The 23,085-nt window shown below is 54.9% G+C and carries 21 protein-coding genes; 6 read left to right on the forward strand and 15 right to left on the reverse strand.

Translation table 11 applies throughout. From position 1 onward, the window contains the following. Positions 1-7: 7 nt before the first annotated feature. The 4 genes from M0646_RS01190 to M0646_RS01205 all read right to left on the reverse strand — a co-directional run bounded on the left by M0646_RS01190 (position 8) and on the right by M0646_RS01205 (position 3,453). The gene (locus M0646_RS01190; protein WP_149817398.1) at positions 8-1,177 is read right to left on the reverse strand and encodes a cysteine desulfurase family protein; all 1,170 of its coding nucleotides are present in this window, start codon (positions 1,175-1,177) and stop codon (positions 8-10) included. A gap of 54 nt (positions 1,178-1,231) precedes the next feature. Beyond that, positions 1,232-1,462, reverse strand: a complete 231-nt coding sequence (locus M0646_RS01195) for a hypothetical protein (RefSeq protein WP_149817400.1) — start codon at positions 1,460-1,462, stop codon at positions 1,232-1,234. 135 nt (positions 1,463-1,597) lie between these two features. Continuing rightward, complete coding sequence (locus M0646_RS01200) at positions 1,598-2,803, reverse strand: ribonuclease Z (protein WP_315863170.1); 1,206 nt, start codon at positions 2,801-2,803, stop codon at positions 1,598-1,600. A 2-nt stretch (positions 2,804-2,805) separates the two neighbouring features. Further along, entirely contained in the window at positions 2,806-3,453 is a 648-nt protein-coding gene (locus M0646_RS01205; RefSeq protein ID WP_286649779.1) for a DUF3386 domain-containing protein, read from the reverse strand. A 163-nt stretch (positions 3,454-3,616) separates the two neighbouring features. Between M0646_RS01205 and M0646_RS01210 the strand changes: the two genes are divergently transcribed. Continuing rightward, on the forward strand, positions 3,617-4,150 hold the full coding sequence (locus tag M0646_RS01210; RefSeq protein ID WP_149817406.1) for a P-loop NTPase family protein: 534 nt from the start codon (positions 3,617-3,619) through the stop codon (positions 4,148-4,150). A gap of 9 nt (positions 4,151-4,159) precedes the next feature. Here M0646_RS01210 and M0646_RS01215 read toward each other — a convergent pair whose 3' ends face one another. The 6 genes from M0646_RS01215 to M0646_RS01240 all read right to left on the reverse strand — a co-directional run bounded on the left by M0646_RS01215 (position 4,160) and on the right by M0646_RS01240 (position 9,969). Beyond that, positions 4,160-5,026, reverse strand: coding sequence for an alpha/beta fold hydrolase (locus tag M0646_RS01215; protein ID WP_190278143.1), 867 nt, complete (start codon positions 5,024-5,026; stop codon positions 4,160-4,162). Positions 5,027-5,200: 174 nt separating this feature from the next. After that, complete coding sequence (locus M0646_RS01220; protein WP_149817410.1) at positions 5,201-5,398, reverse strand: hypothetical protein; 198 nt, start codon at positions 5,396-5,398, stop codon at positions 5,201-5,203. 120 nt (positions 5,399-5,518) lie between these two features. Beyond that, positions 5,519-6,331: a carbon-nitrogen hydrolase family protein gene (locus tag M0646_RS01225; RefSeq protein ID WP_149817412.1), complete on the reverse strand. Its 813-nt coding sequence runs from the start codon at positions 6,329-6,331 to the stop codon at positions 5,519-5,521. A gap of 60 nt (positions 6,332-6,391) precedes the next feature. Beyond that, positions 6,392-6,589 carry a hypothetical protein gene (locus tag M0646_RS01230; protein ID WP_149817414.1) on the reverse strand — a complete coding sequence of 66 codons (198 nt, stop codon included), beginning with the start codon at positions 6,587-6,589 and terminating at the stop codon, positions 6,392-6,394. A 444-nt stretch (positions 6,590-7,033) separates the two neighbouring features. Then, positions 7,034-8,098 (reverse strand): tRNA preQ1(34) S-adenosylmethionine ribosyltransferase-isomerase QueA, encoded by a 1,065-nt coding sequence (gene queA, locus M0646_RS01235; protein WP_286626241.1) that lies wholly within the window; start codon positions 8,096-8,098, stop codon positions 7,034-7,036. After that, the gene (locus M0646_RS01240) at positions 8,098-9,969 is read right to left on the reverse strand and encodes a PP2C family serine/threonine-protein phosphatase (RefSeq protein ID WP_286626242.1); all 1,872 of its coding nucleotides are present in this window, start codon (positions 9,967-9,969) and stop codon (positions 8,098-8,100) included. Before M0646_RS01240 ends, queA begins: the two co-directional genes overlap by 1 nt. A 450-nt stretch (positions 9,970-10,419) precedes the next feature. Here M0646_RS01240 and M0646_RS01245 point away from each other — a divergent pair, with 450 nt between their 5' ends. Further along, the gene (locus M0646_RS01245) at positions 10,420-12,738 is read left to right on the forward strand and encodes a diguanylate cyclase domain-containing protein (RefSeq protein ID WP_286649780.1); all 2,319 of its coding nucleotides are present in this window, start codon (positions 10,420-10,422) and stop codon (positions 12,736-12,738) included. Here the strand turns inward: M0646_RS01245 and M0646_RS01250 are convergent. Beyond that, a complete protein-coding gene (locus tag M0646_RS01250; RefSeq protein ID WP_286649781.1) occupies positions 12,733-13,995 on the reverse strand; it encodes a cell wall metabolism sensor histidine kinase WalK in 1,263 nt (420 codons plus the stop codon). The two genes, M0646_RS01245 and M0646_RS01250, sit on opposite strands and share 6 nt — an antisense overlap. Positions 13,996-14,052: 57 nt before the next feature. On the opposite strand from M0646_RS01250, the gene M0646_RS01255 reads away from it, so the two are divergent. Genes M0646_RS01255 through M0646_RS01270 form a run of 4 tightly spaced genes read left to right on the forward strand, consistent with a single transcriptional unit; the run spans position 14,053 to position 19,248 of the window. Then, positions 14,053-15,783 (forward strand): ABC transporter ATP-binding protein, encoded by a 1,731-nt coding sequence (locus M0646_RS01255; protein ID WP_286649782.1) that lies wholly within the window; start codon positions 14,053-14,055, stop codon positions 15,781-15,783. After that, a complete protein-coding gene (locus M0646_RS01260; protein WP_286626248.1) occupies positions 15,784-16,644 on the forward strand; it encodes a 3'(2'),5'-bisphosphate nucleotidase CysQ in 861 nt (286 codons plus the stop codon). A gap of 28 nt (positions 16,645-16,672) precedes the next feature. Next, positions 16,673-18,052 (forward strand): signal recognition particle-docking protein FtsY, encoded by a 1,380-nt coding sequence (gene ftsY / locus M0646_RS01265; RefSeq protein ID WP_286626250.1) that lies wholly within the window; start codon positions 16,673-16,675, stop codon positions 18,050-18,052. Continuing rightward, positions 18,049-19,248: an LL-diaminopimelate aminotransferase gene (locus M0646_RS01270; protein ID WP_286626252.1), complete on the forward strand. Its 1,200-nt coding sequence runs from the start codon at positions 18,049-18,051 to the stop codon at positions 19,246-19,248. The genes ftsY and M0646_RS01270 overlap by 4 nt, the downstream gene beginning before the upstream one ends. Here M0646_RS01270 and M0646_RS01275 read toward each other — a convergent pair. The 4 genes from M0646_RS01275 to M0646_RS01290 are packed head-to-tail and all read right to left on the reverse strand — an operon-like array spanning position 19,235 to position 22,975. Then, the gene (locus tag M0646_RS01275) at positions 19,235-19,396 is read right to left on the reverse strand and encodes a hypothetical protein (RefSeq protein ID WP_190278145.1); all 162 of its coding nucleotides are present in this window, start codon (positions 19,394-19,396) and stop codon (positions 19,235-19,237) included. The two genes, M0646_RS01270 and M0646_RS01275, sit on opposite strands and share 14 nt — an antisense overlap. 11 nt (positions 19,397-19,407) lie before the next feature. Next, positions 19,408-20,112 (reverse strand): 3-oxoacyl-ACP reductase FabG, encoded by a 705-nt coding sequence (gene fabG, locus M0646_RS01280; RefSeq protein ID WP_286626254.1) that lies wholly within the window; start codon positions 20,110-20,112, stop codon positions 19,408-19,410. Then, entirely contained in the window at positions 20,109-20,825 is a 717-nt protein-coding gene (locus tag M0646_RS01285) for a D-alanyl-D-alanine carboxypeptidase family protein (protein ID WP_286626256.1), read from the reverse strand. Before M0646_RS01285 ends, fabG begins: the two co-directional genes overlap by 4 nt. Before the next feature lie 41 nt (positions 20,826-20,866). Beyond that, positions 20,867-22,975 (reverse strand): transglycosylase SLT domain-containing protein, encoded by a 2,109-nt coding sequence (locus M0646_RS01290; protein WP_286626258.1) that lies wholly within the window; start codon positions 22,973-22,975, stop codon positions 20,867-20,869. Positions 22,976-23,085: the final 110 nt, after the last annotated feature.

Consider the following 23,085-nt stretch of genomic DNA (forward strand, 5'->3'; position numbering starts at 1 on the left):
ATACACCCTAGGAAAGAGATACTGCTAAGGGGGGAGCGATCGCCTCGGCAAGATATTGCCGCAGCACCATGGCCAACCAATCGACATCGGCAGCGGTGGTCTCTCGCCCCAAGGTAATGCGTATCCCTGCTTTGGCGGTTTCAGGATCGTAGCCCATGGCCAAGAGGGTGGGACTGGGTTGGGTTTGACCACTTTGACAGGCGGATCCCGCACTAATGCCAATGCCCGCAAGGTTGAGTTGCCGTACAAAGGTTTTGCCATTCAAGGGTTGGCCGTGGCGATCGCGCACAATCAAACTCAAGTGATGGGGCAATCGCTGCCATGGATGCCCTGTTCGTTCCACTTGGGGATGATCCTGCAACTGCTGCCACAGGCGATCGCGCAGTTGAGCAAGGCGCATCGGTTCTGTCGCTAGTTCAGTGGCGACCCATTCCGCTGCCACCCCAAAGCCCACCAAGGTCGGCACCGCTTGGGTTCCCGCCCTGAGGCCCAGTTCTTGTCCCCCGCCACGCAAGAGCGGCTCTAGGGGTACCCCCGATCGCACATAGAGCGCCCCCGCTCCCTGAGGGCCATAAATTTTATGACTGGACAGCGAGAGTAAATCTACTCCCAAGCGTCGTACGTCAAGGGGAACTCGTCCCGCCACCTGAACCGCATCCGTATGGAAGAGCACCCCCGCCTCTTGACAAATGGCTGCGAGTTCAGCAATGGGTTGCAGCGTGCCCACCTCACTTTGGCCGTAGATGATCGAGACCAAGACCGTGTTCGGCTGCAAAGCCTGCCGTAGTTGGGCGGGTTCCACCTGTCCCCAGTGATTCACCGCTAAGCGGGTCACTTGCCAGCCTTGAGCTTCAAGGGCCGCCGCGGGTTGAGCCACCGCCGAATGCTCGACCGCCGAAATAATCAGATGCTGAGGTTGGCGATAGCGTTGGCAAATTCCCCACAGGGCAAGATTATCCGCTTCTGTGCCCCCAGAGGTAAAAATGATTTCATCCGCTTGGGCATGAATCAGCCCTGCCACCTGCAGCCGTGCCTGTTCAAGGGCGATCGCTGCACGTTGCCCCCACTCGTGAATACTCGATGGATTGCCCCACTGCTGTTCATAGGCCGCCACCATCGCTGCAATAGCCTCTGCTCGACAGGGGGTCGTTGCACCATAGTCGAAATACAGTTGCATGGGCAGGAGCAGCTCCCAAAAACCAATGGCGGAACTGTCATAAAACCCAGTCCCTTAAGCCAATTGTAACCGATTATTCCCTAGCTCCTTTTTGCTGCCAAACCGCTGAATCTGAGAAATGACTTGAATTTCCCCCGCAATAATCCCTGTAACCAGCTCCTGCATTGCTTGATATTCTGTGGCGCTCAGGGAACGCTGCCACAACAATTCATTGATCTGCCGCTCTTGAGCAGGGGTTACGATCCGAGTCGCCTGAATACGGCGGATTAGCTCCAGCAGCGTCATACATCAATCCCCTTGCAATTTGCGTGTATGGTCTCAACTATGCCAGTGCTTCACAAAGCTTAACTGTGATCAACAGCACACAAAGACGTTGATCTCAATCACAAGTTCCTATTTGAGACTGAAAATAGTTGCTCTTTAGAACTCCACGTTGAGGGTGTCCCATGCCACCTGCGGATACAGGCATTCGAGTTCCTCTAGGCAGGTAAACTTTTGCTGCCGCCGCCGCTCCAAAATCGCATTGGCTGTAGCAGCGTCAATTCCCAGTTTCTGCTGCATTTGTTGGCGGGTGGCACGGTTGATGGCGATCACTGGCGCAATTTTCTGAGCAACAGCAACCGTTTTCTCCTCATCCCGATTGATCAGGATATCCCCTTTCTCTGGCGCAGTAGCCACGGCTGGATTGTCTTGGGGCGCGTCCCGGGGAATTTCGTAATGGAGAAAATCCCGCGCCAAGCGAGTATTGGGGAAAATGGCTTGTGCTTCCGCAAGCAGATCCTCCACCTGCACGGGATTGCCGGGGGCGTAGCGGGCACTAAAGTGGGTGAGGAAGAGCAATTTCACTTGGGCAAAGGCCGCCACCTGAGCCGCCATCGTGGATGTAGAATGCAGCCGTGCAAAAGCCAGATCCGCCTCCTGATGGGAAAATGTCGCCTCGTGGATGAGGACATCCGCCTGTTGGGCTAATTCAACCGCGCTTTCACAAAAGACTGTATCGGTGCAATAAACCATACTGCGCCCCCGCTGCGGTGGATCACAGAAGTCGCGGCCATCAAAGGTGCGGCCATCTGCGAGGGCGATTGTTTTTCCCTGCTTGAGTTGACCATACAGTGGTCCAAAGGGAATTCCCAAGGCTTGGGCTTTTTCCACATGAAAGCGACCGGGGCGATCGCTCTCGGTGACGCGGTAGCCAAAGGCGGGAACACGATGATGCAGCAGCCGACAGGTCACGGTAAACTCGCCATCACTAAAGACTTCCCCCGGCTCCACCGTATGCACCTGCAACTTGTAGGGGAGCCGCATCACAGACCAGCGCAAACAACTGGCAATGTAGCGATCCAGTGTTGGCGGGCCATAGATATCAATCTGAGTCACGGTTCCTGCAAGGCCGCAACTGGCAAGCAAGCCCATCAGGCCAAAGATGTGATCGCCGTGCATGTGGGTAATGAAAATGCGGCGGATCTGACTGGTTCGCAGGTCACTGCGCAGCAATTGGTGCTGGGTGGCTTCACCGCAGTCAAAGAGCCAAATTTCCTTGCGCTGGGGCAGCCGCAGAGCCACACTGGAAACATTGCGTGTGCGGGTGGGCACCCCAGAACTGGTGCCTAGAAATGTAATTTCCACGCTTAGTCGTCTAGGAGTTGCAGGTCATCAAAACGAATTTCAAAGGTGCTGGTCTGACCATTTTCATGGGTGCGCACCACCTGCCGGCTCATCAGGTAGTAATTGCCGACGGGCACATAGGTATCCTCAAACTCCATTTGCCGCAGCACTTCGTTGGTTTGCGGATTGCGGAAGATAGCCACATAGTTGGTGGAAATGTAGCCTGCACCGGTATCAAGGGCTTCACGGTGGGTAATGGCAAAGGCAACTCGCCCCATGACACGGCTGACATAGACAATTTGATTGTCCCGCACCTTGTAGTTCGACCCCATGGCGTCACCGCTAACGAGGATTTCCACTGCCCCACTGGCGTCGGTTTCCCCAGCTTGGAAGGTGTTTTTGCCGTGGGCCTCTTCAAAACGGTTGCGCTTGCGATGGACAATCACATCCCGCAATTGGTTGTAGAGGGATTCGCGGACTTGTTCGTCTTCTATGCCACTCACTTCAACGGCGTAGTCGCGGCTAACTTTTACCTGCCCTTGGTAGGTGCGATCGCCCTCAATGAGCGTGACCTTGGCCGTAAAGCCGGGAAAATTCTCATCCCATGTGTAACGATTTTCGTAGGCAGCGCGAAAGAGCGCCTCAGCATCAAGAGCCTGTGTCGCTGGCATGGGGGCATCCTCAGTAACAGTCACATTGTTTTAAGATAACTCAATTTTCTGACCCCTTGACGACCACGTATATCTAGTGTTCACTAGGGTTAAATCATTGCGCACTACACTAGATGTATAACCCCTAGGGGGTCGTTCTCCTTTTTAACTGGACAGGAACACGATGGTGGCACAACTCGCGGTTTCCGTTTCTGAGGCAGGCTTGCCCCTAACCTATGGTATTGAGGGAGTGGTGCAGGTGTTTACCTGTCCGCAGCGACACTTTTTCACCACGGTCATGGCGCAGGCGTTGCGGGTAGCTGCTCAAGGCAGTGGTGTCCTGATTGTGCAATTCCTCAAGGGGGGGATTCAAACGGGAATCGCGCATCCGATTCAGTTGGGTCAGCATCTCACGTGGTGGCGACCGGCGCTGCAACGCTGTTTAGGCCAAGGAGATTCGATCACTGCCGAAGAAAAAGCCGCAGTGCGTGAGCTATGGCAGCATCTGCAAACCACGGTGCAAGGGGGACAGCATCGCTTGGTGGTCTTAGATGAGGTGAGTGTGGCCATTCAACTGGGGGTGCTAACTGAAGCAGAGGTACTGGATTTTCTCCAGAATCGCCCACGTACTCTCGATGTCATGCTGACAGGACCTGAAATGCCAGAATCGCTGCTGGCGATCGCTGACCAAATTACGCAGTTGCGGCGTTTAATTTAGGTTTTAGGTCTAATTTAGGGCAGCAGAAACGGTTTCTAACCACTCCAGTAGATACTCATTCACTAAGTCGGGTTGCTCCTGCTGCACAAAGTGACCACAGTAGTCCAAGTATTGAATTTTCAGTTCCTTAACGTAGGCTTCGGTGCCGTAGGTGAGTTCCATACCCAAGGTGGGGTCTTGGCGCCCCCAGAGCATCAAGGTTGGTACGTCTAGCATGCCCCACTCCCGACTCCACAGACTTTGCAACCCCGCACGGTAGTAGTTAAGCATTCCCGAGAGGGCACCGCGGTGGGCGGCGGCATCTTGATAAAGTGCCAAGTCTGCGGGTCGAATGGCCTGCTGGTTCACTGCGGCCCAGCGAAAAATTTGGGCGATCGCTCCATAGCCCCCCCACTCCAAGAGGATCTCTGGTAGCCACGGCAGTTGAAACAGCAGCATATAGCTACTGCGCAACCATTGCTCGAAACTCAACTGTTGAAACTTAGCAGGATGGGGACAGGCTAGCACACTCAGGGTTTGAATCCGCTGCGGCACCGCATAGGCCACGCCCCAAGCCACCATCCCTCCCCAATCATGTCCCACCAAATGACAGCGAGGATAGCCAAGGCCGTCAATGACACCGACAATGTCGAGAATTAACTCGTCAAGAACATAGCTAGCGGTATCTTGGGGTTTATCGCTGAGATTATAGCCGCGCAAATCTAGGGCAACGACTTTGTGCTTTTCCGCCAAGACAGGAATTTGGTGTCGCCAAGAGTACCAAAACTCGGGAAAGCCGTGGAGCAGCAGCACCAACTCCCCTTCTCCTTGGGTGACATAGTGGAGACGGATACCATTGGAGACAATAAACTTATGGATCCACGGGCCTTCAATCATATGCACCTTGGGGGCTGGCACTTTCCACTATAACCAAGGGAACTCTGCAGGATGGTGTTGCTCCTGCCTCGCAAATAAAACCCCCCAGATGGAATGCGCCGTGGGGGTAATATGTGACCTAAGGAGTCAGAATGCTCCTAGTATAGGGGCAAAGCTTACAATTCTTACCAATTTTTAATAGGCAAGGGTTTCGAGAGCCTGACGCAGGTAAGCGGTAACGCAAGCATCCAGATCCGTAGGCTGCTCGACGACAACACTGGCCTGCTTTTCGCTCAGCCAACGCTGAAAACCTGAACTGTGGGCGATCGCCCGCTTCAGGGAGTTCCAAACCTCGGCGGAGGCTTGCGGATTGGGAACCGTAACGCTTTCCATAGATACTCTCCTAGTCGGTTTGGAGTGAGGGCAAGGATTCACCTATGGTTCTACGATAGCGTAGGAAACTCCCCCCGTCTGTATGCCATGTTACGATTTATTTCACAATTGGCTCACAAATCAGAAAAAGACACGGTGTTGCAAGCAGGGCATTTGTTGACGCACTTGCTCAAGGCGGCTAGGTTCAATGGCTGCAATGGCGAGGCCGGGGCGATCGCCGGCATCCGCCAAAATGGTTCCCCAAGGGTCCACAATCATGGCATGGCCATGGGTTTGCCGCCGCGCATAGTGAATTCCCGTCTGAGCCGGTGCAATCACGTAGCAGGTATTTTCAATGGCCCGTGCTTGCAGGAGAACTTGCCAGTGATCCTTACCCGTGAAGGCGGTAAAGGCCGCCGGCACAAAAAGCACCGTTGCCCCTGCTTGGGAGAGCGCGCGGTAGAGTTCTGGAAAGCGAACATCGTAGCACACCGACAAGCCGATATTCCCCAAATCTTTACTGGGATAGACAGAGGGTAACTGCCGTCCCGCTAGCACTGTGCCCGATTCGTGGTAGATATTGCCATCGGGCAAATCGACATCAAATAAATGCACCTTTTGGTAACGGCTCAATTCTTCTCCGCTAGGACCAATGAGGACGGCTGTGTTATAGACTTTGCCTGCGGTTGCTGGTACTGGGTAGCCACCCCCCACCAAGGTAATCTGAAATCGCTGCGCCATGCGTTTCAAAAAAGCCTCAGTCCGCTCAGCGATTGTTGCCGCTTGGGCGACTTTCTCCCGGTCATCGCCAAGAAAGGAAAAATTTTCTGGCAACCCTACAAGTTCTGCACCCCGTCTCACCGCCAGTTCAATCAATTCCTCTGCCTGTGCCAGATTTGCCTCAAGATTCGGTTGGCTCGTCATTTGTACTGCGGCAGCGAGATAGGATTTCATGCCCATTGAAAAAAAGACAGCAATCCCTCATTCTATCGTCGCAATCTGCCTAGGGCAAGTCTAGCGAGAACGCAGGTTCCGGAAGATCGGATTGCGTTGGGTCGGGAGCTGATGCTCATGGGCAGTGCGGTATGCCCAAAAGACATAGCCGGCAATAAAGAGGTTCAACAGCACGACTAGCAGTAGCTTGGTACCACTAATGGGATGCAAGCGCGGCGTTTTTTGCCGTGTTTTTTGGGGTAGGAATTGAACGGCCATGGCTGCTCTCAGAACGCAACAGTTCCAGAGTCCACCATCATTAGTCGTTGTTCACTCTCAATTTGTCTTCTCTGGCCAATAATGGCGACGTTCCGGTTGCCCCTACTATAGATCGCTGCCCCATTCGCCACCCAGCATCTGAAATGTTTTTTAATGCCTGGTCACAAAACTACACTATCGCTCAGACGCCCCCAACATACCCCTAAAAAGCCATCCGCCCCCAAGGAAGGCCTTAGGAGCGGTCTGGTGGTTATCGTGGGTATCAACTGCTAGGAGAAGTGGCCTCCTAGGTGTGATTTCAAATCAACAGATGGAGAACAACTCTTCCCTAGAGCTGAGCTACTCCAAAACGACGACCCAAGCGCTTACTACTATCTGCCATGGGCATCACCTCCATCTCCCTGAACGGTAATTTGCAAAACAGCTGGCTTTAAGATAGCACACTCAAACGGTATTGTGGCAAGCGCTGGGCAAAATGAGCATGGCATCGCCAAAGGAATAGAAGCGGTACTGGCGATCGATGGCCTGTTGGTACAACTGAAGCAACCGTTCGCGACCAATAAAAGCACTGACGAGCATCATCAAGCTAGAGCGGGGCAGATGAAAGTTGGTAATGAAGCCCTCGACTATCTTGGGCTGATACCCCGGATAGATATAGAGATCACTCTTGCCACAAAAGGGCTGAAGGGTGCCGGATTGGGCTGCCGTTTCTAGGGAGCGAATAACGGTGGTGCCGACGGCAATAATCCGTCCTCCGGCAGCTTTGGCGGCCTGAATCCGCTCGACGGTAGCAGCCGGTACCTCAATCCATTCTTCGTGGAGATGGTGATGGCGAATATCGCTGGCCTCCACAGGACGAAAGGTGCCAATGCCCACGTGGAGCGTCAAAAAACAATGATCAATGCCGTGATAGGCCAACTTACTCAAGAGTTCGGGGGTAAAGTGCAAGCCAGCGGTTGGCGCAGCCACAGCACCGGGACGGCGAGCATAGACGGTTTGGTATTGTTCAGTATCTTCAATGGGGTTGTCAATGTAGGGAGGTAAGGGCACTTCCCCTAGGTGATCAAGATAGGACCACAGGCGATCGCCCGGCGGCAGGTCGAATTCAATCACCCGGCCTCGGGTCTCCTCATCAATGGCCTGTACCGTTGCTTGCAGTGTGCCGATTTGAATCACCGCCCCAAGGCGCAATTTTCGACCGGGCTTGACCAAGGCCAACCACTGGCGATCGCTCAATTCTTCGAGGAGAAACACCTCCACGGTGCGGCCAGAGCCGCCGATTTTTTGACCGATCAGCCGTGCCGGAATCACCCGTGTGTCATTGAGTATTAGCAAATCCCCCGGTTGCAGCAGTTGCGGTAGCTCATAGAAGTAGTGATCGGTAGCAGTGTCCCGTGCCACCACCATCAGGCGGGAATGATCGCGGGGAGAAACGGGCTGTTGGGCAATCCGTTCCGGAGGCAGGTGATAGTCGTAGGCGTCGAGGGAAAAATCGTCAGAACTCGGCATTATTGGCGTGGGGTCAACGGTGAGGGGGATGGCTCTACCACAGAGCGATTCATAGAAGTCATCACAGCCAGAAAGCCAAGGGCAGCGGTGGCAACGCCCACAGCCACCAGCAGTAGCAGCCACGCTTGGAAACGAGACCTTTGGGCTGGCGGCGGTTTAGGTTGGGGTTGAGGGGGTTCCACAATCTGGGAAACCGTCAGGTCGAGATCCGCTGGATCGGGTGGGGGGACGTAGCCCATTGTAATGTCTGTCACCTCTGGCAACTCCCCTTGACAAACAATATTGCTGTAGTCCAAGTCAATGACACCCGATGTATTCTTCACCCGACAGTGAATGAGCACCACCGTCACATTGTCATGGCCATTGAGGCGATTGGCAAGATCAATGAGTTGTTCAGCCGCAGCAGTGAGGGCAAGCTGACCTTGGAGCACAGGCAGGAGGTACTGTGGCCAGTAGGTTTCGACACGATTAAAATCACTGAGGCCGTCGGAACACAGCAAAAGAATTCCCTCTTCATCCAGCAAAAAGCGTTCTACTGTGGGGTGCAGATGCTGGGAGGGTGCCATCCCCAACGCTTGCACCAAGGAACCACCGTAGGGCAGCTCAAGGGCTTGATGGTAGGTACTCATCCCCAAGCGCACATCACGGCTGGCCACATCGTCATCGAGGGTGAGCTGGTAGCAGCCCCAGCGGTTGATCCAGTAGGCGCGGCTATCACCAATGTGGGCAAGGTAAAGATGGGCGTGTTCCATCAGGGCACCGACAACCGTGGTTCCCATGCGCTGGCGTTCGTGGCGCTGCTCTGTATCGTTGCGTTGATTGATTGCATCATTGGTGCGGCGAATAGCGGTTTGAATCGCCTGTTCAACTGTAGCAGGGGACATCTCCAGCAGCTTGAGGGGGGTTAGCGTCTCCTCCAGAATGTCAATGGCCAAACCGGAAGCGACATCGCCCCCTTCATGCCCCCCGACGCCATCACACACGAGGGCGAGCACCTGTGATTGGCTCGTGAGATCGCGCTCTGGAAAGCATTTGTCCTCATTGCGAGTCCGACTAGGTCCTTGGTCGGAGCGGCTGGCAATATCGTAGTGGTACTCATAACCGAGGTGATCGAGAGCCTGCTGAAAGAGGGTCTCTAGGGTGTCACGAATAAATTCAGGGGTGGTTTCCTGAGGATCCTGCATGTGTTGACACAGAATCGTGAAGGCCTGCTGAAAGTTTTCCCCTTGGTCGCTAAAACTGAAATGGGTTTGCCAGAATTTGCCAAGATCAGTCAAGGTGGGATTATGGCCTGCTTGCAGTTGCAGCAGCCGCACAAGGGATCCCTCGGCTCGCAAAAGCTGGGGATTGAGCAGTGTGAGAGCCACATTTTCTGCCACCAAGGCTGGCCAAAGGGAGATGATTTGCCATAACCAGTTGAGGCGGCGTACTAAATTGGCTTTCTCCCAGATGGTGGTGAGGGGAGCGGCATGGGTGAGACCGGGGGCAACTTTGGCATCGGCAATGTCAATGCAACTGACGGGGGCATGCTCAAGGAGCAACAGTTCTCCTTCAGGGAGGGAAAGGGCGCCAAATAATTCCGGGACATGGGGACGCTTGGGAAAGAGGCGCAGATAGGGACGGTAGAGCTGGGAGGTGTTGTCCACACTGGGCGCTGGCTCCCCCGGCAATAGGTCTAAGAGCAAGTGTTTGCCTTGCACTAGATAGCGATCGCCCACTAGCTCACCCACCCTGTAGGGATCCAAACCAGAACCGATCGCCCACAGATAGCGCTTCAGGAGTGGCACCTGACAGTGGCAACACTCAACTTGGTGAATAGAATTTGCAGTGCCACACTCCGGGCAAATGAGATTAGGCGCAGGTGGATTCATCGCTTCAATCCTGAGATGGCTGCCGCAGTCACAATCACCCGCAGCAGGTACGCACAACGTCTCTGATCCAGTAATTCGCTAGTCCATAGCAGCAGCGAATAGAATACATTCAATTCCCTATCCTAGCTTTTCTCCTGTAACAGCGGAATATCCCAGTGACAGCCCTTTGGCGATGGATCGAACACACTCAAAACGGTGAAAGCCCCTACAGAAGAGACTCACATCCCCTATCCCATATTTTAGACAAGGGCTTATTCAACCCTGTCAACATCCCTGATGTTGCCACGAACTATCAAGATAGAATTAGAATAACTAATTCGGGGTAAAAAGGATCACAATTAGTGATACAAACTTTTGTAAGTCTTATTTTTATTTGCCAGAACGATTAAAAACGATAGACGCAACTTTAGACATCATTTTAACAGTATATCTTGGCGAAAGAGGGGCACTATGGAGCAATTGAATTCAGGCTTAAATTTGCAAGCCTTGGTACAGGCTCAGTTAGTGACGATCGCTCCAAGGGGTTCCTTCAATGAGATTCTCCAAGGATTACAAAGCAACCAAGGATTGGGTTTAGTCGTCGAAGAGCAGGGACAGTTTCGGGGCTTGATCACCCAACGGGAAGTGATCCGTGCCCTTGGTAAGGGGTACTCGCCACAGGCGATCACGGCTGCCCAGATCATGCTGCCATCGGATTATTGCCTGCGCCTCAGTGATCTCGATGATCCCCTAGCTGTGTTAGGGCGTTTTCGCTACTTGGGCGTGGATGCCCTTGCCGTGGTCAATGAATCGGGACGGGTGGAAGGACTGCTGACTCGCCAAGCCTTTCGGGAGAGCCTGCGCCCTGTGGATCTCCTGCGAATTAAACGGGTGGCGGAGGTGATGGTACCCGATGTGGCTACCATTGCGGCGGAAGCTTCGCTACAGGAGGCCGCTGTCCTGATGACCGAACGGGGGGTCACCAGTTTAGTGGTTCCTGAGGCATCCGCCTCGGGTGTGCTGCCGCGCGGCATTATTACGGAAAAGGATATTTTTGAGGCACTGCAGGGCCAAGGGGGAGTGCTCACAGGAACCGTTGGCAGTATTATGTCCCAACCCGTGCTGACCGTGAAGCCCGATCAAAGTTTGTGGCAGGTGAATCATTTCCTCAAGGAGCACCAAGTGCGGCGGGTGGTGGTCGTGGATGAGACAGGTCAACTGGTGGGGATTGTGACCCAAAGTAATCTTTTGGCGGCCATTGATATTACGGAAGCTCAAGGGGTGATTCAGGTGCTAACCCAAGAGCTCAATAAGGCCACGGCGGAACTGCGCTGGCAACTGTCACGGCAACAGGCGATTACGGTGGCGATTACGGAGAGCGAACAGCGCTATAACACTCTGATTAGTCATTTGCCCGTTGCGATCTATCGGCGCGATCGCGATCGCCTGTGGCGGTTTAGCTATGTTAGCGATCAGATTTATCACCTCACGGGTTACTTTCCCCAAGATTTACCGGATCTGCGCCAGATTATCCCAGCGCCGGATTTGGCCTTGGCAGAACGGGATATTGAACAGGCGATTCGGCAGCAGCGTGCCTACAGTACCACCTATCGCATTCAACACCGCGATGGTTGTTTCCGCTGGTTGAGCGATCGCGGCCAGCTTGACCCCCACAGTCACATGCTCCATGGCGTTCTTTTGGATGTCTCGGAGCAACAGCGCACAGAAGAGCGGCTGAAAACTGACCTAGAGCGGGAAATGATTGTCAGCACGATCATTCAGGATATTCGCCAGTCGATTCGCTTAGAGGAGATTTTGCAGCGGGCGGTAACCAGTATTCAACAACTGCTTTTGAGCGATCGCGTGCTGATTTACCGCTTTTTAGCCGATGGCAGTGGCGTTGTGGAAGTGGAAGCCACCACGTTGCCGCAGTATTCAATCCTAGGTCAAGTGATTCACGATCCCTGTTTTAGTAAAGAGACAGCGCAGCGGTTCCTAGAAGGACGCACTGTGACCATTAGCGATGTCAATCAAGCGCAATTACAGGATTGCTATCGTGAGCTCCTAAGTAGCTTGCAAGTTCAGGCGAATCTCGTGGTGCCACTACTTCAGGGGCAAGACTTGTGGGGACTCCTAATTGCCCACCAGTGTCGTGGCCCTCGCCTCTGGCAGCGGGAGGAGTTGTTCCTACTGCAACGGATTGCTGAACCCCTAACAGTGGCACTGCAGCAGGCGGAGATGTATGCCGCATTGGAAGCTGCCAATGCCAATCTGCAGCAGATGGTGTATATCGACAGTCTGACGGATATTGGCAATCGGCGCTGTTTTGATGAACTGTTTGCGAAGGAGTGGCGGCGCTGTCAGCGGGAGCAACAACCGTTAAGTTTAGTGATGCTGGATATTGATTGCTTCAAAGCCTACAACGATCACTACGGCCATTTGCAGGGCGATCAAATTCTCAAGCAGGTAGCGGAAATTTTAGAAAGCCATCTGCAGCGGGCAGGGGATTTGGCCACGCGCTTTGGTGGGGAAGAGTTTGCCTTGCTGCTGCCCAGTACCGACCAAAGGGGAGCTATCCATATTGTTGAGAAGATTCAGGCAGCGCTGGCGGAGGCTAATATCACCCATGCTAAAAGTACCGTTGGGCCAAGGCTAACGGCCAGCTTTGGGATTGCAACGACGCTGCCCACTCCAGAGCATGAGACAGCCATGTTGTTGCATCTGGCGGATCAGTGTCTCTACGAGGCGAAGACCCTTGGGCGCGATCGCTGGGTGGCCAAGGAGCTATAGCGCAGTTAAGGGCAGGTAAATTCGCAGCCACGCTCCCCCATAGTCAGGATGATTGGCAGCCTGCATGTAGCCGCCATGGCATTCAACAATTTGGCGGGCAATGGCCAATCCCAAACCGCTACCGCTACCGACGGGGGGCATCCGCCCTTCAGAATCGGTGGGAATGACAAAGCGATGCCGCCGGGCTTGGGCCCGATAAAACCGCTCAAACACATAGGGCAAGTCCTTGGGGGGAAAGCCACTGCCGCTATCAATGACTTCGAGACACAGATAGCCCCCCTCGCGATCGCTCAGCAGCCGCGTCAGCACTTGACCACCCACAGGGCCGTATTTAATGGCGTTGTCGTAAAGATTGACCAGGAGCCGAAACAGTTGCGATTCATTGCCGCAGTAGGAAAATTGCTCTGGGCCTGTGTACTCGTGGTGAATGTTTTTAGCCGCAGCGAGGGGGGCGAGGGATTGCCACGCAGTATCAATGAGTTGGACAAGGTCAACGGGATGCCGCTCAAGGCTATCGGCGGGAGTGTGACTCAGGCGGTTTAACTCTAGGAGTTCTTGAACAAGGAGGCTGAGGCGAATAATTTCCTCAAGGAGGCGATCGACCCAATCCCGTAAGGACTCCGGTACCCGTTGTTGTAGGGTTTCAGTCACCAAGCGCAGGGAGGTCAAGGGGGTTTTCAGTTCATGGGCGACATCCGCTGCCCAGCGATCGCGCTCATCCCGCAGCCGCACCACCTCTTCGCAGTCCTCAATAAATACACCCACATGCCCCTCGCCAAGGCAGAGTCCCCGTGCCCGCAGGGGTTTGCGCTTGGTTTGCCCCGTCGGTGTGAGGTAGGCATAGAGCCATTCTTGCTCCCGCATCGTTTCCTCTTGGCGCACCTCTTCGATGAGACAGTCCAATTCATAGGAGCGCACCAATTCCAAAAAAAGGCGGCCTTCGGCATGCCCTAAACCAAGGAGCAATCGCGCTGCCTCGTTACAGCAGACCACGCAATTGGTCTCATCCACCTCCAAATAGGCAATGGGGGCATATTCAAGGAGCGTTTGACAGCGCAACATTTTCTGACGGCAGCGTTCCTGTTCCTGAAGCTGGTGGCTGAGTAGGGTTCGCAAGCGTTGCCACGGTGAGGATTTGAAGGGGCGAGCCGCGTACTGCTCAAGGAGCGTCTCCAAAGCGTGTCGCACTTGCTGCCACTGCCAGAACCAGACCATTAGCCCCAACAGCAGGCCAACCCCAAAAAAGATCAACTCCATGCCTAAGTGCCAGAATCGCCTCTATTCTAGGATTATTCCGAGTTGGTTTGCCCTGTGATGTCATCACCCCTTTTGCGTGTGGAAGCACTTACCGTTGACTTTCGCCAAACCGATCAAACCCTACGGGCAGTGGATGGCATTTCCTTTCGCTTGGAGCGGGGTCAGACCCTTGGCATTGTTGGCGAGTCGGGATCGGGAAAGTCAGTCACCTGCTTGGCTCTGTTGCAGTTGCTGTTGCCGCCGGGACAGATCAGCCACGGCGAAGCGTGGTTTCAGCCAGAGCCAGAGGGGGAGGCCATTGACTTGCTGCGCTGCACCCCCCGCCAAATGCAACAGATTCGGGGTCGCCAAATCAGTATGGTCTTCCAAGAGCCGATGAGTTCTCTCAATCCGGTCTATTCCATTGGCTTTCAACTGGCAGAGGCCATTGATCCACAGCAACGACTGCCCCAAGGGCAATGTCAACAGCGGGCGATCGCTCTCCTTGAACAGGTGCATCTTCTCAAACCGGCAGACCCCCTTGAGGAGAAAAAGCGGTTTCTCCGTCGCTATCCGCACCAACTTTCCGGGGGACAAATTCAGCGGGTCATGATTGCCATAGCCATGGCCGCTTCGCCAGCGCTTTTAATTGCCGATGAACCCACCACTGCCCTCGATGTCACTGTCCAAGCAGCGATCCTACGGCTTTTGCGGGAGTTGCAGCAGCAGTACCCTCTCTCATTGATTTTTGTCACCCATGATCTGAATCTGATTGGGGAATTGGCGGATCAGGTCGTTGTCATGTACCAAGGGCAAATTGTTGAATCGGGGACAGTTCAGCAGGTCTTTCGTCACCCCCAACATCCCTATACCAAGGGGCTACTGGCCTGTCGTCCTCGCTTGGATCAGACCTTGGCCATTTTGCCAACAGTGGCGGATTTTCTAGCGGCCACTCCCCCGCGATTAGAAGTGATTTCCGCAGCGCAGCAGCAGGAACGCTTGGCGCATTTGGCGAGCCAACCCCCCTTGGTGCGGGTTGAACATCTCTGGGTCAAGTATCCCGTGGCGGGCAAGCAGCGCTTTGTCACTGCCGTCAGGGATGTCTCGTTTACGATTCGCGCCGGGGAGACCCTTGGCTTAGTGGGGGAATCGGGCTGTGGCAAAACAACACTGGGACGGACCCTCTTGCGCCTCCTAGAACCCGCACAGGGAAAAATTATCTTTGGCGATCGCGACATCAGCCATTTATCGCCTCGCCAATTGCGTCCCCTGCGGCAACGGATGCAACTCATCTTCCAAGACCCCTATAGTTCCCTAGATCCCCGCATGACCATTGGCGAGTTGGTGGCAGAACCCCTGCGGATTCACCGCCGTCATCAGTCGCAACGGCAACACCAAGAGCGGGTGGCCTATCTCCTTGAACGGGTGGGCATTGACCCCCAAGCCCAGAATCGCTATCCCCATGAATTTTCCGGGGGGCAGCGGCAGCGAATTTGTATTGCCCGTGCCTTGGCCTTGAATCCTGAGTTTGTCGTTTGTGATGAATCAGTGTCGGCCTTGGATGTGTCGGTGCAGGCGCAAGTCCTGAATTTGCTTAAAGAACTCCAGCGGGAGTTTCAACTGACCTACCTCTTTATTTCCCACGATCTCAGTGTGGTGAAATTCATGAGCGATCGCCTCATGGTTATGTACAATGGCGAAATTGTGGAAATGGGTGACGCGGAAACCGTTTACCAACAGCCACAGCACGACTATACTCGCACGCTAATTGCCGCGATTCCCCGTGGTCTTTCCCTTGAGGCAGCCTAGATGTCCCCCGCCCTTGATCTTGAGAATACCCTTGCCACCCTGCGCCCGCTTCTTTGGCAAGCCCTTGAGCAACTGCGCCAGTTTTACCGTCAGGTGCAGGATCTAGCGGTGCAGGACAAAGGCGGTGATCCTGTCACCCTTGCCGATGAAACGGTTGATTGCTTTTTGCGCCACGCCCTCCAAGCTCATTTTCCGCCGACGCAGTTTGGTTATTTAACCGAAGAGACCTACACCCTAGGGCAGCCCTTGCCCCAGCCCTACCAGTGGATCATTGACCCCCTCGATGGCACCTACGACTTTTTGCAGCAAACGGGGGAGTATGCGATTCACGTTGCCCTTGTCCATGAACATCGCCCTTGTTTAGCCGCTGTCGTCTGGCCAGAGCAGGAGGTGATCTACACTGCCATTGCCGGCGCCGGTACCTATCGAGAGACGCGCCAAGGTGCGACGCGACTGCGGGTACAACCCCCTAGGGCGGGGCAGTCGTTGCGGGTGGTGATGAGTCGGAGCCACGGCGGAGAGCGCCTACAGGCCTTTTTAAGAACCCTAGGATGCGTACAGCTAATTCCCATGGGGAGTATGGGCTGTAAAACGGCGAGTATTTGCCAAGGGGATGCAGATCTGTACGTCAATCTCACAGGGCGCAGTGCCCCGAAGGACTGGGATTTAGCGGCACCGGATTTGATCATGCAGGAGGCGGGGGGAGCCTTTACCTATGCCAATGGTGAGTTGCCCCGCTACAATCGCGCCGATGTGCAGCATTGGCCGCCCTTGGTGGTGTGTCATCCAGCTTTGAGTCGCACGGTGGGCGATCGCCTGCAAGCCTTTTTACAGGAAAATCAAGGCTATTCTGGAAAATAGGCAAGTTCAGTCGCACAGAGGATAGGCCATGGTTTTTAATTGGTTTCGACGCAAGTTTGGTGGCAGTGGTGAGGAGCCATCGCCCCCTGCAGAAACCCCAACGGCAGCGCCATCCGCAGAATCCCCGCAATCTACAACTGAATCCACTGCTTCCCCCAGCATCCTCAACTGGGCAAAAACGGCACTCCAGTCGATTCAAGCGCGACAGCAATCGGAGAGTGCCGCGACGATTGAAACCATTGAAACCGCTGAAGAAACTCAAGAAACACCGCCTGCCGATGATGCCCCCGTTCCCGTTTCTATCGAGTCTGAAAAGCCCCCTGTTGCTGAACCTGCCCCTGTCCAGCCCGTTGGGGAAGCTGAGCCCGTAGACTCCTCCCTTGTCCTTGATGAAGGCTTTTTGTGGTCGGCGGAGGTGCTTGCCGCCCAAGGCCGGCGCCCAGAGGAGGTGGATATTGAGGAAATTACTTGGTTGCAACGTCTGCGCCAAGGTCTGGGCAAAACCCGTCGTGGCCTAGTGCATCAACTGCGGGCGATCGTCGGCCAAGGCCCCTTAAGTCGGGATGCCGTCGAAGAAATTGAGATGCTGCTGTTGCAGTCGGATGTGGGGGTCAAGGCCACGGATCAGATTATTGCGGCGCTGCAAACAAAAATTCGCCAAGAAACACTCCCTGCCGATCAGGCGATCGCCTACCTGAAGGAAATTCTGCGGGACATTCTCGATCGCCCCTTTGAAGCCGGCTACCGCCGCGACTTTGCTCCGAAAAAAGGCACGCTGAATATCTGGTTGATTGCCGGTGTCAACGGCGTTGGCAAAACCACCACCATTGGTAAACTGGCCCACATTGCCACCCAGTCAGGCTATCGCTGTCTGATTGCAGCGGCAGATACCTTTCGGGCAGCCGCCACGGAGCAGGTGAAAATTTGGGGACAGCGCTCCGATGTCGAGGTGATTGCCAACCCCGGCAAAAATACCGATCCTGCTGCTGTGGTCTTTGATGCCATTGGCGCTGCCCAAGCCCGAGGCACAGAATTGCTGCTAGTGGATACCGCTGGCCGCTTGCAAAACAAGGCCAACCTGATGGAGGAACTCAAGAAAATCCGTCGCATCATTGATAAAAAAGCGGGTGATGCTCAAATTGAATCGCTACTGGTTCTCGATGCCACCCTCGGCCAAAATGGCTTGCGCCAAGCACAGGTGTTTGCAGAAGCGGCGCAACTCACTGGGGTGATTTTAACCAAGCTGGACGGGACAGCCAAAGGGGGAGTGGCCTTGGCGGTAGTGCAGGAATTGGGACTACCGATTCGCTTCATTGGTGCGGGCGAGGGCATTAAGGATCTGCGCCCCTTTTCCAGTTTTGAATTTGTCGAGGCCTTGCTCTCCAGTGAGGTGGAGGTGGCAGCATGAAGCTGGCCGATCGCCTGCGGTATTTCCAAGGCAATGTCTTTGACGCCATGGATCGGGCGAAGGCGGCGGTGGCGGCCACTGGGCAGCCGATTGTGGATCTCTCCCTCGGCTCTGCGGATTTGCCCGTCGCCGATCACATTCTTGCGGCTATTGAAGCGTCGGTGCGCGATGCAAGTACCTATGGCTATCAACTCTTTGCCAGTACGGCGGCCTTTCGACAGGCAGTGGCCACTTGGTTTGAACGCCGCTTTGGCCTCAGGGTGGATCCCGAGCGGGAAGTGCTGACGCTGATTGGTTCACAGGAGGGGACAGCGCACTTGCCCCTTGCGGTGATGAATCCCCAAGAGTATGCGCTAGTGCTTGATCCGGGGTATCCCTCCCATGCGGGGGGGGTGTATCTTGCAGGGGGACAACTGTATCCCTTGCGCTTGCGGGCAGCAAATCACTTTTTGCCGGATTTAGCGGCCATTCCGCTGCCAGTGCGAGAGCAGGCAAAACTACTGATTCTCAGCTATCCCCACAATCCCACCACGGCGGTTGCGCCCTTGGACTTTTTCAAGGCAGCGGTTGAGTTTTGCGATCGCCACGGGATTTTACTGGTGCATGATTTTCCCTACATTGATCTCGTCTTTGATGCGGAGCGGGCACCCTCGATCTTTGAAGTGGATCGCGATCGCCAAGTGGGCATTGAATTCTATAGCCTGTCTAAGTCCTACAACATGGGTGGGTTTCGCATTGGCTTTGCCATTGGCCGTGCCGACATCATTGCTGCCCTGCGCCAAATTAAATCGGTGATTGATTTCAACCAATACGCTGGCATCCTGCGGGGTGCCATTGCCGCCCTCACGGGAGATCAAACCTGTGTCCAGCAAACGCGGCAGATCTTTCGCCAGCGCCGTGATACCTTTGTCCAAGCCCTCGGCGATCATGGCTGGCCAGTGCCCCTCCCGCCAGCAACGATGTATGTGTGGGCGCAACTGCCGGAACCTTGGCACGGGGATTCCCTTGGCTTTTGTCAAGCTCTTGTCAAGGCAACTGGGATTGCCGCAGCTCCCGGATCGGGTTTTGGGGAAGGGGGAGAGGGTTATGTGCGCTTTGCCCTCGTGCGCGATCGCCCCTGTTTAGAAGTGGCGGCTGCCCAAATTGCCGAATTTAGCCAAACGGTCGTTCAGGTGTCGGGCGCTAATCGCCCATGATCCATGCCAAGAGTAGGATCAGGCCGCCCCAAAGGACAATTGCAGGAATATGAATGGAGCGCAACACCTCTAGGGGAGTTAAAACTAGCACCTCCGTAAAGAGATGGGTGACCGTACAAAGAAGAATGAGCAAAATGATAAAGAACATGGCAACTCGCTCTAGACATTGCCATAGATAGGAATCACGGCACCACTGATGGCAGCCGCTCCCTCAGAAATGAGATAGGCAATTAGATCACCGATCGCCCGAGGACTCACCCAATTGACCGCTTGCGCTTCACCCATCGCTGCCCGATTGGCAGGAGTATCGATAATGCTGGGAAGGATGACATTGGCGGTAATGTTTTTGCCTTTGGTTTCGGCGGCGATCGCCCGCGTGAAGGCCATGACTGCGGCTTTAGCAGCACAATAGGCAGCCAGTTCAGCCGCTGGTTCAACTGCACCCCGTGAGCCAATGGTGACAATGCGCCCATATTGCTGGGCCTGCATACGTTTGAGGGCGTGCTTACAAACCAAGAAGGTGGTCTCGACATTGAGGCGAAAACTCTGCTGCCAATCGCTGAGGGCAAATTGTGCCGTTGCCCCCCTACTAAAGCCCCCCACGAGGTGAACCACGGCATCCAATTGCGGCATGCGACTGACCAGCGCAGCCACCTCACTTTCATTGTTCAAGTCGGCGGGTACAAACCGCACATTGGCCAATTCAGCCGCAGCCAGTTGTTTCTCTAGGGCTTCACGAGCCGCTGCATCAATATAGGGAATTGTCAGCGTATAGCCTTGACTGAGAAGAACTGGCACTACCCCTTGACCGAGTCCGCCTGTGCCCCCTGTCACTAAAACCGCGCGATGGGCAAATCCCCTCATGGTTCGTTCCTCGGTGTCAGTTGTCGTGCTCTATAGAAGGTTTGCAAACTGTGGCGATCGCCAACGAATCGCCAGTGCCAAGGCTCATAGCTCACCCCCTGCGGGTTATGACGGGGAAAGGACAGTTCAAAACTAAAACGCGCTGCATTTTTTTCCAGCCAGCGAAAGGCGGGGGTGTCCTCAAAAGCCTCACTGAGATGGGTGTCTGGCCGGGCGCCATCGCCAATGTCAATGGCATAGCCCGTATGGTGTTCGCTATAGCCGGGGGGCGCACTCACCAATGCCCGCTCACTTGCCCGTTGTGCCCGCTGCTCCTTGACCTCAAAAAAGAGATAATCCTGATCCTGCTTGGAGCGAAAACCCGATAGGGGCACCAATACCACTCCTTCCTGCTGCGCTGCTGCCACCATGGCACGAAACCGCTCTGCTGCGGCTCGCCGTAACTTAATTTGGCCATCGGCACTCACTGGTTCAAGCTCTGATAGGGGAGCCTCTTCATAGGGCAGATGTCCCAGCAGATTTTCCGTTGGCGTTAGCGTTGGCTCCGTTTCCGTAGCCGTTGGTGATTCCGTGGCACGATTGAGGAACCACACAGCTCCCACGCCCATTAGCCCCACAAGGACAAGGGCGATCGCCCACCCCCCTCGCCGAGGTGCCGCTTTGCCCTGAGTGATTGGTTGTAGCCGCTCCGCAACAGGAATATCTTGATCCATGACGCAGTCCCGTGCCTTTTTATGAGAATAGACGATTTTTCCTAGGGCTGGGCATAGAGTTGCCAGTAGTTCCAGTAGTTCTCCAAGACACTCTTGACATAGCCATAGGTCTCAGGAAAGGGAATCGATTCCACAAAGCGATCGCTATCGCCAATATCGAACCGCTCTAACCACTGACTGACATTGCCAGGACCTGCATTGTAACTGGCCAAGGCTAAGAGCGTGTTTTGATTGTACTGATTGTGGGTGTAGTCAACGTACCATGTGCCCAAGCGGATATTGTCCTCTGGATCCACAAGGGAATAGCTCTCTAGGTTCAACTTTTCGGCAATCCAAGCAGCCGTCTCTGGCATCAACTGCATCAACCCCGTTGCCCCCACCACTGAGCGGATCTCCTTTTCAAAGCGAGATTCTTGGCGAATCAAGGCCATCACCAATAGAGGATTTAAGTTGCGTGCCAAAGACCACTTTTCCACTAATTCCCAGTAGGGCAGGGGGTAAAGGGCATACCAGAAGCGGACATCGCGGCGAATAGGCGCAAAGAACGTTGCCACCTCGGGTTCACTGGCGGCCCGCGTAAACAAGTTTTGCAGCATAAAGATGCCATCGAGGTATTCTCCGACGCCAAGGCGAATCAGGCCATCAGTGAGTTGTTCTGCCGCTGTCGGCGTCACCCGATTTTGGAACTCCCACTGCCAGCGCTGCCAAGCCTCCTGAGATTGCCGCAGCAGGTACAGTTCACGTAGGGTGGCACTCCCTGTGGCCAAGGGGAGGAGGGTCTTGCGATCGCTCGCTACCGAGGGTCGCTGTTGTCGCAGCGTTGTAAAGGTGCCCACGGGTTTCTTGAGCAGACTGGCGGCTCGCCAAGCATAGTAGGTGTGGGGATAGCGCTCGATGACCAGTTGCCAAGTTTGGCGTTGCCCTTGGGGTTGTCCTGCTTCCCCTTGCCATTTTCCTTGCCAAAAGGCGGCTCGCGGTGCCAGCTCACTCTCAGGGTTCAATTTGAGAATTTCGCTAACCCACTGTTGTGCCTGAGACCACTGCCGTTTTTGGGCAGCCCCTTGGGCCAGTTGCCAGCGCAGTTCCGCTGCGGCGCTGCTTTGGGGATAGGTCTTGAAGAGTTGTTGTTGGCTCTGTTGTGCCCCCTTGGTATTGCCTAGTTCCTGATAAGCTTGGTACTGTGCCAGAAGGGCATCGGCAGCGATCGCGGGTGCTTGATTTTGCCTCGCTAACTGAAGACACTTGGCCAGCAAAGGGAGACGCTCCGCCGGCATTTTGGCTAAACGGGCAAGGCGCAGTTGGGCAAGGGCTGCTTCTGAACTTTGGGGAAAGCGGTTGATCAGGGCTTGATAGGCGGCGATCGCCCCAGAGGTGTCCTCACTCAATTGACGTCCCCGGCCCACCCGATAGAGATTCAAGGGGGTTGGTGGTGCCTTGGCATAGGCCGCTGCTGCCGGAGCATACTGCATTTTCTCCCAATAGCCAAAGGCGATCGCTTCCCAATCGGCGGGCGTCAGTTGATCGGCGTAGCGCTGCCGCAAAATTTCAAGGTAGGTGCCGTATTCCTTAAGAAAGAGGCCGTGGCGTGCCACCAACTTCAGGTAGGGCACTTGATCGGGATTTTTCTCTAACTGTTGCGCCACATAGTTGACAACGGCAGGATGCTGTGGAAAGCGTTCGATCGCCTTTTGCGGTTGATTGAGGCTCAGGAGTGCCACTGCCGCTTCAGGTTCACTGCCATACTCCCGCAGCAACTGTTCCCACGTTTCCTTGGCCCTGCGGTTGTCCCCCTGTTGGCGATAGGCCTCCGCTCGCAGCAGGAGAATGGGTGCGGCCATGGGACGGTAAGTCTGCTCAAGATCTTGGAGCCACTGCAGGGCAGCTTGGGGTTGCTGTTGACTCAGGCTTTCTACGGCCAAAAGATAGCGGGCGCGATCGCGCTTGAGGGGATCCGCAGACTCTGCCCATTGCTTTAACTCTTGCGGACTTTGGGGCGGCGCTTCAACAGTCAGCGTGTAAAGGGGCGAAGGCGATCGCCAATGGTACCAACTGAACAGCCCACCGCCAACAATCAGTGCCGCCAACAACAGCGACACCAGCCAAGGCCGTATGCCTCGCCGCTGCTTTCGTTTTGGGAGTGATTTAACCATAATTTGCAATTCCAGCCAGCAACCCCGCTCTCCAATCTCCACAGTAAACTAGGGAGTACAACCCCATTCTTATTAAGTATGTGGTGGTCTTGGATGCAGCAGTGGCAACT

It is taken from the genome of Thermosynechococcus sp. B3 (genome assembly GCF_030323045.1).
In the GTDB taxonomy this organism is placed as follows: Bacteria; Cyanobacteriota; Cyanobacteriia; order Thermosynechococcales; family Thermosynechococcaceae; genus Thermosynechococcus.